The organism is Mesobacillus subterraneus (assembly GCF_023715485.1).
Classification (GTDB): domain Bacteria; phylum Bacillota; class Bacilli; order Bacillales; family Cytobacillaceae; genus Mesobacillus; species Mesobacillus subterraneus_B.
In genome coordinates, this window is record NZ_JAMBOF010000004.1 from 278424 (window position 1) to 292212 (window position 13789).

Here is a 13789-nt window from a genome sequence, read left to right on the forward strand (position 1 = left end):
TTTCCTTAATTGAGTCACTAAGTTAAGCGGAGATTTTTCGGTTAGTTTGCAGAATTGAGCTGGTTAGGGGTATATAAGCGGAAATTTTCCGATTAAGCAAAGCAAAATTAATCATTTTCACGTTTTTCGAGTTAATAGTCGGAATATTTCCGTCTATTCAAGCTATTTTCGATGCTATTTCCAGATTAAGAGAAACTTCTCCGCTTATTTATCAAACTCGCTTTAGCGTCTAATGAACGGTTAAAGATTACGAGTTTAGTGAAAATAGGAAAATTCAAAAAAGGCTAAGAGATGCAAATATCTCTAAGCCTTTTTAATTGTGAAATATTCTAAGAAGTTTATGTGATTTGCTATTTGATATGGTCTGCGATTACCGTTTTGCACCTCACAAGTAAAGCCGTTAACATTTACTCAGGGCTTTCTGAAAATATCGGGACCATTATCTCAAAGGTAGTTCCTTCTCCTTTTTTGCTTGAGACCTTTATATGTCCTTTCATCCGCTCAACAATCTGGTAACAGACCATCAAACCCATGCCCGTACCGCGCTCCTTCAACGAATAAAATGCTGTTCCCAGCCTGGAAAGTTCCTCCTCAGTCATTCCTATACCGGTATCCCGGATGATGAAAACTCCATAAGTACCCTGTTTTTCTAAAATCAGGCTTAGCTTTCCGCCGTCTTTCATCGCCTCGATGCCGTTTTTCAGGATATTGATCAGCACTTGTTTTAATTCGTTTTTATTGCCCCTTATCTTAACATTCGTTTTCAACTCCGTATGCAGGGAAATATTCTTCGACATCATTGAATACGAGGTCATCAGGTCCATTACCTTTTCTGCCATATCCCTGCTGTCTATGAGTTCAAGTTTGCCAAGATCAGGTTTTGCTAGGCTTAGATAATCATTGATAATGGTTTCAGCTCTGTTTAATTCCTCGATCATAAGCTTCAAAAACATATGCTCTTCTTCACTCATATCTTTCGCGAGGAAAATCTGCAGAAAACCTTTAACTACAGTCATGGGATTCCTGATTTCATGGGCAACAGATGCCGCCAACTGTCCAATGGCATTCATTTTTTCCGCTCTCTGCAGCTCCTGTTGTAATTTCGTCCGCTCAAATATATCTTCCATTGTGTTTATCGCTTCTTCTAAGAGCAGTGAATCTCGATCCTTGAGCGAAGTTTGGCCTAATTGCTTTGAAGCCGCCGATACTCTTTCGAATAATTGTGAAAGCTGGGATGCCATTTCATTAAAGCGGTCGCTCAACAAGCTCAACTCTGATTGGTCATGCACCGGCAAGCGGACGCTAAAATTTCCTGAACTGATTTCTTTTATGCCGTAAAACAAATCATTTACTGGCTTCAGTACTTTTTTAAAACCCCAATTCAACACCAAATATACGCCAACAAGAAGAAAGGCCATTTCCAAAAGCAGGATAAACAATATTTCCGCCTGGTTTTCCCTTATGACAGAAGCTTTTGAGTCTATGCCGAGAATGGCTACGACGTCTCCCTTTTCATCAATAATGGGGGCAAAGGAAGAAATCCAAGTTCCGTATTGATCATCAAATATATCTGTACTCGCGATGGACTTATTGTCTCTGGCCTCTCTATAGCCACTTAAAAATTCTTCTCCAGCATCATAATACATCAGCGAGTTAAAAGAGTACTCTTTATAAATATCGGACGCTGCCAGGACATAAACCTTGTTATTATGGTACTCCTGCGGCAAGATAAGATATGCTCCAAGGAAGGAATTACTCTTATCACCGACCATCGTGAGCAGCTTCACAAGCCGGATGGTTGAGGAATTATTTATATCTCTAAATTCAGCAGCCTGTTTAATATCATCAGGAGAAAAAGTGGATGACCAGAGGCCAGCCACCCCCTCAACTCTGTCCTCCATTTTGTTTTTCAGCTGTTTGGACTGCAGGTAAAAACTGCTTCCGATCGTAGATACAACAACAATCGTGGTGATCAAGAACGAAAACATCAATATTTTATTGAACAATGGTAAGTCCTTTAAATTGAGCTTCATATGTACATTGTCACAATCCGTTCCATTCAAGAGTGAATTAATGAGATTATTCGACGTAATGACATAAAAATCCTGTTTAAACAAGGATTTTCCCAGAAAACTTTAAGGTAATTCAAATACAATTGACGCTATGATTAATTTTTAACATGGAATTTAGTGGCTCTCAAATTTTATTTTCCAGACGAAAAATGACCATCTAAGCGAACAAATAGATAAAAAAATCCTGAACCAGATGATTCAGGACCCTGTTCTATTCGAAGTAATACATAAAACCTATTGCACCTGCACCAGTGTGGGTGCTTACGATAGGTGTGGTTTCCTCGATGGCGAAAGCTCCATACCCTGTGGATTCATTTATTGCCTCTTTAACCCTAACAGCCAAATCCAAACCTTCCGCATGCACCAGTCCTACACCTTTAATTGTCTTTCCTTTTACATCCTCGACAAACTGGTTTCTAAGGAATTTCACGACCTGTGAATGGCTTCTAGCCTTGGAAACAGGTGTGTATTCCCCTCCTTCCAGTGAAGCAATTGGTTTGATATTCAAAAGGGAACCGATCATAGCCTTGCCTTTTCCGATTCGGCCGCCTTTTACCAAATTTTCAAGTGTATCGACCACAACGAACAAGCGAGTGTGGGCACGGACCTTATCCAGTCTCTTCAAAATTTCCTCGGCTGTTTTGCCCTCGGCAGCCATTTCTGCTGCCTCTAGAACCTGGAAAGCCAATCCCTTGGAAATAAAACGGGAATCGACTACGTTCACTTTTGCACTTGTCATTTGCGCAGCACTTTCTGCAGAACGTACAGTTCCGCTCATGCCGCCGGTCATGTGGATAGAAATTATCTCATACCCTTCACTGCCAAACTGGTCATACACCTTCATAAATTCACCAGCAGGCGGCTGGGAGCTTTTTGGCAATTCAGGTGAAGCTTTCATTTTTTCCATGAATTCTTTTGGAGTAATGTCCACCCTATCCAAATAGTTCTCATCATTAATGGAAATAGATAATGGGACAACAATAATGCCCATATTTTTGATGATTTCATCATTCAGGTCACAGGTAGAATCCGTGACAATTTTAATTTTAGCCATAAACTCACATCCTATCAAAAAAACACTACTACTATTATACATGTTCCTAAATGCAAATAAAAATATTCTATCTCTTCCAGATTTTATAAAAGCAAAGCTTGGCATCTTTGATAAATTTGCAGCGTTCTCGAATTCTTTTGAGTTACATCATAAATAAAGCAATACAGAAGAAAAAGGTAAAAAGTTATATAAAATAACAAGGTATGAAAACATCTTAAAAAAGGGTCTTTATAAAAGAACAAAAGCGCCATTATAGGCGCTTCAAAGATAAAACCTTATGCGTTATTTTTCAGCTCGGCCGATTTGAATAATTGTTCAAAATCCGGCCATTTCATAACTCTTTTTAAATACTCTTTGAATGAATAAAACTTCCTTGCGTTTCGTTCCTGATAGATCGCTGTTATGAAAGTTTGCAAACGGACTTGGATCATAAAATAATAGGGACTCTCTTCTTCTAACACAGGAATTTCCACGACTTTAACCTTCTGTCCAACAACATTTTTGAACTCTAGGCTTTTGAATAACAAAATATCAATCCTCTTTTATACCCGTTTGATTATATTATACCCTAAATCACGGTCGAAATGTGTCTGATTGCGCGGATAAATAAATTTTTTTATGGAGTTTACCGGACAATAAAATCCTTGTTACATTCTTATCTATCCTTTTGCTGAGTCCTTGCGAAATTAACATATCCTTGGCAGCATCGTCCCTGCAAGCCTAGACAGCAGCCTTTTTGAACCAAGAGGAGTCTCTAAAAGCAGCCGCCCTTTTTCTGTGCCGGTCACTTCTCCAATAACAACAGAATCCTTGCCTTCCGGAAAACATGTAAGTATTTCAAGTATATTTTCTTTCTCGTCAGCTGAAACAATCAGTATTGCTTTCCCCTCGTTCGCTAAATACAATGGATCGTACCCTATAAGGTCGCACATCCCATGTACCTGATCTTTTACAGGTAAAAGCTCCTCTTTTATAAGGATGTCCAAAGAAAAATCCTCTGCGAGTTCTACTAGAGCAGTAGCAACCCCCCCGCGGGTAGGATCCCGGACAATTTGTACACCTTCACTGTTTTGATAGACTTTATCCAGCATTTTGTTCAAAGAAGCGCAATCACTTTTGACCGGTACATTGATGCCCAGATCACCCCTAGCTGCAAGAACGGCAATCCCGTGATCACCGATTGTTCCAGTCACAATCACAGCATCTCCTTCTTTGAAGGAGAGTCTGTTGCCAAAGCTCCGGGAATAAGCTCCGATCCCGGTGGTATTTATATACACGCCATCTGCGCTGCCGCGTTCTACTACTTTTGTATCCCCGGCAACTATTTTGACACCTGCCTTACATGCTTCTTCAGCCATATCCTCTGCGATTTTCTTGAGGTCACTTATCGGAAACCCTTCCTCGATCACGAAACCGCAGGTAATATATAAAGGTATTGCTCCGCTTACAGCTAAATCATTGACGGTTCCGGCAACAGCAAGCTTCCCGATTGATCCACCCGGGAAGAAAATTGGCTTTATCACAAAGGAATCCGTCGTTACCGCTGCCAGGCTGCCTGGAATGTCCACGACTGAAGCATCAAACAACGATTCTTCATTATTTCCAAATATCTTCACAAATACATCCTTAATCAATCGGTGGCTTAACTCACCGCCATCGCCATGAGCCAGGCTGATTATTTTTCCCATTAAATACTCTCCCTCATGTATTGATAATAAGCAGAGCAGCTTCCCTCAGCTGATACCATACAGGGGCCAATTGGATTCAGCGGCTTGCACGCCTTGCCGAATAGGCTGCATTCATTAGGAGAGACCAGCCCACGTATGACTTCCCCGCATCTGCACTTCGTTTTTCGAGGTTCTTCCATTCGCACGTTAAACCGTTTCTTCGCATTATATCTTTCATACCCTGGCTTAAAATCAAGGCCGCTTTTCGGGATGATGCCTATTCCCCGCCATGCCTCATCACAATGTGTAAAATAAGTAGCCATCCACTTTCTGGCGACGATATTACCCTGCTTCGTTACAATGCTCTTGTGGTCATTCAATATCTTTGCTTCAGGACTGGCAGCAATGTCGATGAGTTTATATATTCCGCTTAACAATTCTGCGGGCTCGAAGCCTGTAATCACACCAGATATGTTATATTCATCGGCCAAGTAGCTATACGAGCCCTCACCGAGTACAATCGATACATGCCCCGGCAGGAGAAAACCATCAATCTGGGTCTCTCCCTGATCAAGTAAATACCTTAGTATCGGTTCCACCAATTTTGTCGCCATCCATATTGAAAAGTTCCCAAGACCTCGTTGATCCGCTTCCCCAATCAGCAGGGAGAGAATCGGAATTGTTGTCTCAAAGCCCACTCCTAAAAAGACGATTTCCTTATCTGGATGCTGCTCGGCAATTTTTATGGCTTCCATTGGTGAATACAATACTCGAATATCTTTTCCTGCTGTCTTGGCAGACATAAGAGTATACCTAGAACCTGGCACCCTCATCATGTCCCCGAAGGTGCAGATGATGCGCCCTTCACCTTCTGCCAGCGCGATCATCGCATCAATGGATTTCTGGTCTGTAACGCAAACTGGGCATCCAGGTCCAGAAATCAGGTTGACCTCGTTTAACAATGCCTGCTTGACTCCTGACCTTGCGAGTGCCATTGTATGTGACCCACAGACCTCCATGAATGCTGGCTTTCTGCCATGCACTCGATAATACTCTTTTGCCTTTTCTTTTACAGCCTCAGCCAGCGGCCTGCATATTTCTGGATTTGACGATTGCTTAAGGAGTTCTAGCATCTGCAAGCTTCCTCCATTCCTCAACACTTTCCATAGCAAATTCCTCATCGATGATTGACATCGCCTGTCCGGCGTGGACGATCACAAAATCGCCGGTTTGTACTTCAGGAACAAAAATAATCCCAACATTTGTTGTAGAGCCCATCACATCGACAACCGCCATAAACTCGTTTTTTTCGACCACTTTCGCCGGGACACCAACACACATGATTATTTCCCCCTCCTTGCAGCAGCCACAATCAATTGGCCAAAACTCAAACCACCATCATTACAGGGCAGTTTTTTATGTGAATATACCTCAAACCCTCGATCAGATAATTCCGCTGCAAGTCTAGTTTTTAAATATCTGTTATGGAAACTGCCGCCAGACAAAACAATCTTCCTTGTGGCAAATGCTGATTTTTTTTTCAGCTTCTCCATCCCCTGGACAAGTGCCTGGACAATCGTTTCATGGAACTTGAGGCTGATCTCGCTTGCTGCTTTGCCGCTTAAATGTTCATGTACGATTCGTTTTAGCATTAGGCTAAAATCATAGCTTAATAGTCCGTTGCCTTCCTTAATCTCAAATGAATATATTTCATCGCAACCCATGACACCTTCAACAAGCTCTGAGAGTTTTATCGCAGCCTCGCCATCATATGTTGAAACTTCACCAAGCCCGCATATCGCACTGACGGCGTCAAACAGCCTTCCGCACGTGCCAGCAAGCGGACTGTTAATCTTTTTATTCATCATCGTCTTCAAGATAAATAGTTCGGTAGTCTTGGACGGATATAATTCTGCAGCCAAGGCTTCTCCTTCTTCTCCCCATTGAGCCATAAGCATCGCGCCCGCGTTTCTCCACGGTTCTTTTATCGCTTTCTCCCCTCCAGGCAAGGGCGTATAGCTTAAATGAGCCATCCTCTCATACTCAACTTCATTCCCATGTAAAATCTCGAAGCCCCATATATTCCCGTCCTCCCCATAGCCTGTGCCGTCAAGGATGATTGCCCATACCTCCCCGCTAAGCTCGTTATCCGCGATACATGCTGCCATATGGGCATGATGGTGCTGGACTTCGATAACTTCTGCGAATGGATAAGCCTTTAGTATTTCTCTCGCAGCATATCCCGGATGTAAATCTATTGCGGCAGTAAGATATGGTGTTTGTATCCAATTTAAAAGGTTGCTCAATTCTCTTTTATAATGTTCGATTGTTTCAAAATTCTCCAAGCTGCCTATATGCGGCCCAACAAATATCTGGCTGTTTCTTCCCAGTGCAAAGGTTGATTTTTCCTGGCTGCCAAAGCCGATAATTCCATGAACATTGAATCGAGAATGAATGGGATCTGGCACATATCCTCTTGCCCTTCTCATAAAATCATTGTGGTTATCCACAACCTGGATTACTGAATCATCTACAGGGTGGAGGATTTCACGGTCATGGCAAAGATAATAATCAGCAATATCGTCCAGATAATCGAAGACATTCTCATCGTTATATAAAATGGGCAGTCCAGAAGGATTTGCGCTAGTCATCACCAAATACTGTATTTCGTTCTCTTTAAACAACAAATGATGGAGCGGGGTATATGGCAGCATGACGCCTATTGTACTCATTCCTGGGGCTATATTTTCATGCAGATGGTACCCATTTTTTTTCCTGAGTACAACAATTGGGGCTTCGGGACTTTTAAGCAGACTCACTTCACTATGATTTAAAGCAGCTATTTCACTTATTGCCTTGATATCTGCAGCCATGATTGCCAAAGGCCTTGAGGGCCGCATCTTTTTCGTCCGCAATAAAGCTACTGCTTTTTCATTGGCAGCATCACAGCAAAGATGGTATCCTCCCAATCCCTTGATTGCCACTATCGCTCCACCTTTAATCAGCTCTTTCGTTTTATTGAGAGCTGATTTCCCATTCAATGCTCCTTGTTGACTGTAAAGCGTAACGGCCGGTCCACAATTAGGGCAGGCAATTGGCTGGGCATGATGCCTTCTGTTCAGCGGGTCTTTATATTCTTTTTCACAATCAGGACACATGCGAAAAGTATCCATAGAGGAAAATGTCCTGTCATATGGAAGATCTCTGATGATCGTGTAGCGTGGTCCACACTGAGTGCAATTTATAAAAGGGTAATCAAAACGGAAATTTGCTGGGTCATTCATTTCCTTCAGGCAGTCATTACAAACAGCTGAATCCACGGGCAGCACTAACATTGATGCTCCAGCCCGTTCACTGGGTATTATAGAAAAATCCTTATAACCAACTGCTTTTGCCGGTTTGATGATGACATCATCTATGATTGAAAGTCTTGGAGGATTTTCCTGCAGGTCAAATAGGAATGCCTCGAGATCCGTCTCCATTCCCTCAATATGAATTTTCACACCATCCATATTATTTTGAACCGTACCAATGATTCGATGTTTATTGGCTATTTTAAAGACGAATGGCCGAAACCCGACTCCCTGTACTCTCCCCAGAACAGCAACGGTCATTGCTGACATGTTTTATATGCCTCTTCTATCCAGTTAAACCAGTCTAACAGCCCCTCTTTTGATTTGGCTGAAACAGGAATCAGTTTAGAGGAAAGGTTGATCCCTTCCAAATCCCTCTTTGCCTTCTCGACGTTAAAATCAAGATATGGAAGCAAATCGATTTTATTCAGCAGCACCAATTCGGTCCGCATGAACATCACTGGATATTTCGGAATTTTATCATTGCCTTCAGGCACGCTCAGGACCGCCACTTTGTGCATCTGTCCAAGGTCATACCCCGAAGGGCAGACAAGGTTGCCGACATTTTCAATAAATAAAACGTCGACTTCCTCCAAATCGAATTCCGGAAGAACTGCGGCAATCATCCTTGCATCGAGATGGCAACCTCCATGTGTATTGATTTGGACAGCCTTTGCGCCAGCTTTCCTGATTCTGTCCGCATCCTTCTCAGTCGCCAAATCCCCTTCTATTACAGCGATACGGTATTTTCTCGACAACACACTGACCGTTTCTTCGAGCAGTGTAGTTTTCCCTGCCCCTGGTGAACTCATCAAATTTATGACAAGTGTTTTCGTCGTGGTGAATAATTCCCGGTTATAATCAGCAGCTTTATTATTATTGGTCAGCACATCGGTGCGCAACGTTACTTTCATCAGCATCCCCACTCCCCTCGTAAGATAGAATTTGAAAACTTTCACCGGAAATGATTTTGCCAGAAGGAAGGCCGCAGACAGGGCAAAAGGAAATCCTGTTGTTGTCTGGCACGTAAGATTTTGAGCACAGGATACATTCTGCCAGTGCCTTTTCAATTTGGATAAAGATCCTCGCATTCTTCTCAAAAAAATAGGCATTTTGTTCTTTATAAACTTCAAACGCCATCTTAAGTGCGTCTGGCATTGCATTGCTGATTTCTCCGACTAATAGTTCAACCATGTCAATTTTTATTATTCTTTTTGAAGCCGCATCCTCCTTGATGATGTCTATTACTTCACCCATTAATGCCATTTCGTGCATAATCTCATCAATCCTATGTGTTTTTGACTTTCTTAAAAAATAGCAGCAAGTGGACACCTTATTTAAAGCTTATGCGGAATCAATAATTCAAATGAGAGAAATATAGTGCCGCTGTACAAAAGAAGGAGAAAACATAAAAAAAACTGCCAGAATAATTCTGACAGTCTTTTACAAGGAGGATTCCTCACTATTATCTTCTTCAATGTCACCATATTTCTCTTGCCATTCTTTTTCCTTCTTCAGCTTCCGCTTATAGACAACTTTCGAAAGATTGATGCTGATTTCATATAAGAGCAGCAGCGGAATCGTAACAATTATATCCGACATGAAATCAGGCGGCGAAATAACGACTGATATGATGATCAGCACAAAGTATGCGTATTTTCTGATCTTAACAAGGACATAGGGATTAATGACTCCGAGCGATGTCAAGAACATGACGACAACCGGCAATTCGAACAATATACCGAAAGGGATCGTCATATGCATAATGAACTTGAAATACCTTTCTGCCGTAAAGTTCGTGACGAGCATATCCCCGCTTAGTTCTACGAGGAAATTCAGGACCGTCGGGAAAATGACAAAATATCCAAACGCAAGACCCACGAGGAACAGGATGAATAATGCAGGGATATACGAAAGTGATATTTTCCTTTCGATCGGTCTAAGCGCAGGCTTCACGAACAGCCAAATCTGGGTGGCCAGCACCGGTATAGTACCTGCAATCGCAATTATGGTGGCAAGCATAAAGTATATCCAAACAATATCGCTCGGACCAAGAACAATCAACTTTACGTCCAGGTCACGCACAAAAAAATTATAAATATCTTCAACATAGAAGAACCCAATGCCGAAAAAGATAATAAAGGCCACCGCTGAAAGAATCAGCCTTTTCCTCAGTTCATCAAGATGATCGACCAGATTCAATTCTTTATCTTCCATACCAATCCCCTGCCAATTCCTTGTGGTGCTTTTTTTGAATCAGGCAGGCTCCGTGTGTACGAAGCCGCCTTGATTAAAAAAGGTGTAAGACAAAAGCATCTTACACCTTATTTAGTAATTTTCGTGATTTCCTTCTTTTCTTCTTCAAATTCTTCCATGACATCGCTTGTCAATTCACGAGTTGATTTCTTGAATTCGCGAAGAGTCTGGCCAAAGGCTCGGCCGATTTCAGGAAGCTTCTTTGGTCCAAAAATAATTAATGCTAAAACAAGGATTAGGATTAATCCAGGAACTCCGATGTTTGATAACATATCAACATCTCCTTCTTCATTTTGTAAATCTACTATGATTATAGTACTTTTACTCCCCGAAATGGAGGAAAGCCGTGAAAGTTCATAAGAAATTCACAAAGCACGCCAAAAACCAACGTTGTGTGACATTCCCTATTCTATAACATCTTTCCTTAATTATCTATTATTAATATTATACCAGTAAATTAAACAGCTGATTGTCCTTGTTCAATTCCATGAATGTGAAACCCTTTTTATCCATGCTGGCGATTAGCCTCGGGTAATCATGCTTATTCTTAAGCTCAATGCCTACCAGTGCGGGGCCGCTTTCTTTGTTGTTCTTCTTCGTATATTCAAACCTTGTGATATCGTCACCGGGACCCAGTACATCATCCAAGAATTCACGCAATGCGCCGGCACGCTGAGGGAAATTGACGATGAAGTAATAGAGCAGTCCTTCGTGAAGCAGCGAGCGTTCCTTGATTTCCTGCATCCTTCCAATATCATTATTCCCCCCGCTGACAACACAGACAACAGTTTTACCTTTGATTTGATCTTTCAGCAGATCAAGGGCTGCAATAGGCAGAGCACCTGCCGGCTCAGTGACGATGGCATGCTCATTATATAGCTCGAGGATTGCTGTGCAAACCTTCCCCTCTGGAACCTCAACAAGTCCATCGACGTTTTCCCTGCAGATCTCATATGTTTTGCTGCCCACACATTTAACGGCCGCACCATCGACAAAAGTATCAATCTGTTCAAGAGGAAAAGCACCATTTTGTTCAAAAGCAGCTCCCATCGAAGCGGCTCCTCTCGGTTCGACACCAATCAGCTGTGTCGCTGGTGATACACTTTTTATGTATGTACTCAACCCAGCCATCAATCCCCCTCCGCCGATGCTTGCGACGACGTAATCAACGGATTCCTGGCAGTCGTTCAAAATTTCGACTGCAACAGTTCCCTGGCCAGCTATTACTTTTTCATCATCAAAAGGATGGATAAACTCCCTGCCTTCCCTTTCGGCGCATGCCCTGGCCTCACGATAGGAATCGTCGAAGGTATCACCCGTCAAAACGATCTCAACAAATTCACGCCCGAACATCTCTACCTGACTGACCTTTTGTCCTGGTGTTGTCGCCGGCATGAAGATTTTCCCGTTCACACCCAGTTGCCTGCAGGCGTATGCTACACCTTGAGCATGATTGCCCGCACTGGCGCAAACTACTCCACTGTCAAGCCCTGCATCCCACAATAGCTTCATTGAATAATAAGCTCCCCTTAACTTAAAGGAACGGACATGCTGCAGATCCTCACGTTTCAAATAGATATCAGCCTCATATTTTTCTGATAAGCGCTGGTTCAATTGCAATGGTGTATGGGCAACAATCTCCTTAAGATGCCGATGGGCTATAAGAATATCTTCAACATTCACCCATTTTTTCTTCAATGTTTCTTGTTCCATAATTGTCACCCTCTCTTCGCCAAAAATATTAATTTGTCCATTATATCATGAAAAAGAAAAATATCGAGTGAATTTTTTTAATATTTAAAATCTTATACTTTAAGATTGAATAGAATGGTAGTAAAATAACATATAATAACGAAAAGATCCTGGAGGGAAGAATGAATGGAATTTTCATTGAACAGTTTTGATGGGGCTTTGCCTGTAGAGGTTACGGTAGATGAGGACAATGGACGCTACATGATTCGGAAAAGTGACACTAGCGGAGAATACTTCAACAGTCCGCTTGAGATGGTAAGATGGATCCGAGATAATTTCAGAGCCGATGATTTTTGCATCCCTGCTGAATTCAAGCAAATGATGGAAAGCCTCGCACAATTCGAATAGTTATCAATGAATTTCATCCAGCCAGTATTCGTAATAAAATGAAAAGCCCCTGCAGACATGGCAGGGGCTTTTGATGTTCACGACGGAACCTTTGCGCGGAAAAATCTTTATACAAAATAACACTCTATGTGAAAACAGCCTTCACTTAAGATGCAATCCGCTTTGCATTCCGAACATCGATAATGATGTCCCGCACTTCTCCGGCGAGGGTAATTAAATCCTTGTCCTTGTATTGGCGGCTATACAGAGGAGGAGAGATGATGACTTTAATTTTAGCGGGTTTGACCAGCCGGCCATTTTTCTCAAATACATCCGATGTCCCTTCAATTGAAATTGGTACAATCGGAACTCCCGAATCTTTTGCAAGACGGAAACCGCCAGCTTTAAAAATTCCAACTGGCCCGCCCTTGCTTCTCGTTCCTTCAGGGAAAATAACAAGAGAGTGCCCTTTTTTCAAAAGTTCCACACCAGACATGATTGATTCCGATGCCTTTTCACGGTTTCTCCGATCCAAAAACACACAGTTGATGGCTTCCATCCACGAGGATAATATCGGCACTTTTTTCACTTCAATTTTTGAAATGAAGCCAAAAGGCTTGTCAATAGCTCCGATGAGTACAGGAATATCAAAATTCCCTTCATGGTTGCTGGCAAAGAGAACCGGGCCTTCCGGGATAAGATGTTTCCCTTCAACCACTACCTCTGAGCCTGTCAATGCCATGAAAGTTTTGGACCAATTTTTTGGTGTTTCATTGATCAACTTGTCTTTTTTTTCGGGCGCCATATCTTGGGGCAATTTTCTAATTCTTGAAAGCTTGGGTAAGCTGCATACAAGGTAGCCACCCATATACAAAAAACATGCAATAAGTCGAAGCATTGTTTCCTCCTCAGGCTATTCTGTAGCCATTATAAAGGATTTGATGAGCTAAAACTATATGTAGCAAGAAATTAATCCAGAACTAAAAGCGCAAGCGCCTCGTTCAGCCCCGACAAGCGCTGGAGGGCCGACCGGTGAAGTCGTTCTTTGACTTCATTGGTAGGAGCGAAATCGAAATGTATAGCCGACTGTCCAGAAACGCAGAAACTGGAGACTCCAACAAAGAAGCGCTTTTTGCTTCTGCCGGGGGAGTTGAAGTTTCGGAGTTTCTAGGAGGCGCAACTAGACAATTCGTAAAGCGAAGGCGACTGTTCAACTCCGAAAAGCGCTGGAAGGCCTGACAGTGAAGTCGTTCTTTGACTTCATTGGCAAGGACCGAAGCGTCTCGAGGAGTTAGGAGCCTCAGCTAG

General features: G+C 42.3%; 15 protein-coding genes. 2 read left to right on the forward strand and 13 right to left on the reverse strand.

Going from position 1 to position 13789, the window contains the following annotated elements:
* Positions 1–407 precede the first annotated feature (407 nt).
* From M3204_RS08065 to ilvA, 12 genes are all read right to left on the reverse strand, one after another.
* A complete protein-coding gene (locus tag M3204_RS08065) occupies positions 408–2117 on the reverse strand; it encodes a sensor histidine kinase (RefSeq protein WP_251480641.1) in 1710 nt (569 codons plus the stop codon).
* Positions 2118–2283: 166 nt separating this feature from the next.
* Entirely contained in the window at positions 2284–3126 is an 843-nt protein-coding gene (locus M3204_RS08070) for a DegV family protein (RefSeq protein ID WP_251480643.1), read from the reverse strand.
* 275 nt (positions 3127–3401) lie between these two features.
* Positions 3402–3653, reverse strand: a complete 252-nt coding sequence (locus M3204_RS08075; protein ID WP_251480644.1) for a DUF2535 family protein — start codon at positions 3651–3653, stop codon at positions 3402–3404.
* A gap of 159 nt (positions 3654–3812) precedes the next feature.
* Entirely contained in the window at positions 3813–4814 is a 1002-nt protein-coding gene (gene hypE, locus M3204_RS08080) for a hydrogenase expression/formation protein HypE (protein WP_251480646.1), read from the reverse strand.
* A complete protein-coding gene (gene hypD, locus M3204_RS08085) occupies positions 4814–5926 on the reverse strand; it encodes a hydrogenase formation protein HypD (RefSeq protein WP_251480648.1) in 1113 nt (370 codons plus the stop codon). The genes hypE and hypD overlap by 1 nt, the downstream gene beginning before the upstream one ends.
* A complete protein-coding gene (locus tag M3204_RS08090) occupies positions 5910–6134 on the reverse strand; it encodes a HypC/HybG/HupF family hydrogenase formation chaperone (protein WP_251480650.1) in 225 nt (74 codons plus the stop codon). The genes hypD and M3204_RS08090 overlap by 17 nt, the downstream gene beginning before the upstream one ends.
* Before the next feature lie 2 nt (positions 6135–6136).
* Positions 6137–8416, reverse strand: coding sequence for a carbamoyltransferase HypF (gene hypF / locus M3204_RS08095; RefSeq protein WP_251480652.1), 2280 nt, complete (start codon positions 8414–8416; stop codon positions 6137–6139).
* Positions 8404–9060: a hydrogenase nickel incorporation protein HypB gene (gene hypB / locus M3204_RS08100; RefSeq protein WP_251480769.1), complete on the reverse strand. Its 657-nt coding sequence runs from the start codon at positions 9058–9060 to the stop codon at positions 8404–8406. Before hypB ends, hypF begins: the two co-directional genes overlap by 13 nt.
* Entirely contained in the window at positions 9023–9421 is a 399-nt protein-coding gene (locus M3204_RS08105) for a hydrogenase maturation nickel metallochaperone HypA (protein ID WP_251480654.1), read from the reverse strand. The genes hypB and M3204_RS08105 overlap by 38 nt, the downstream gene beginning before the upstream one ends.
* A 168-nt stretch (positions 9422–9589) precedes the next feature.
* Complete coding sequence (gene tatC, locus M3204_RS08110) at positions 9590–10363, reverse strand: twin-arginine translocase subunit TatC (protein WP_251480656.1); 774 nt, start codon at positions 10361–10363, stop codon at positions 9590–9592.
* A 107-nt stretch (positions 10364–10470) separates the two neighbouring features.
* Entirely contained in the window at positions 10471–10674 is a 204-nt protein-coding gene (locus M3204_RS08115) for a twin-arginine translocase TatA/TatE family subunit (protein ID WP_251480658.1), read from the reverse strand.
* A 172-nt stretch (positions 10675–10846) separates the two neighbouring features.
* Positions 10847–12115 carry a threonine ammonia-lyase IlvA gene (ilvA, locus tag M3204_RS08120; RefSeq protein ID WP_251480660.1) on the reverse strand — a complete coding sequence of 423 codons (1269 nt, stop codon included), beginning with the start codon at positions 12113–12115 and terminating at the stop codon, positions 10847–10849.
* 165 nt (positions 12116–12280) lie between these two features.
* Between ilvA and M3204_RS08125 the strand changes: the two genes are divergently transcribed.
* Complete coding sequence (locus M3204_RS08125) at positions 12281–12502, forward strand: hypothetical protein (protein ID WP_251480662.1); 222 nt, start codon at positions 12281–12283, stop codon at positions 12500–12502.
* A 145-nt stretch (positions 12503–12647) separates the two neighbouring features.
* On the opposite strand, the gene M3204_RS08130 is transcribed toward M3204_RS08125, so the two are convergent.
* Complete coding sequence (locus M3204_RS08130) at positions 12648–13379, reverse strand: lysophospholipid acyltransferase family protein (RefSeq protein ID WP_251480664.1); 732 nt, start codon at positions 13377–13379, stop codon at positions 12648–12650.
* A gap of 134 nt (positions 13380–13513) precedes the next feature.
* Here M3204_RS08130 and M3204_RS08135 point away from each other — a divergent pair, with 134 nt between their 5' ends.
* Entirely contained in the window at positions 13514–13720 is a 207-nt protein-coding gene (locus M3204_RS08135; protein WP_251480666.1) for a hypothetical protein, read from the forward strand.
* Positions 13721–13789: the final 69 nt, after the last annotated feature.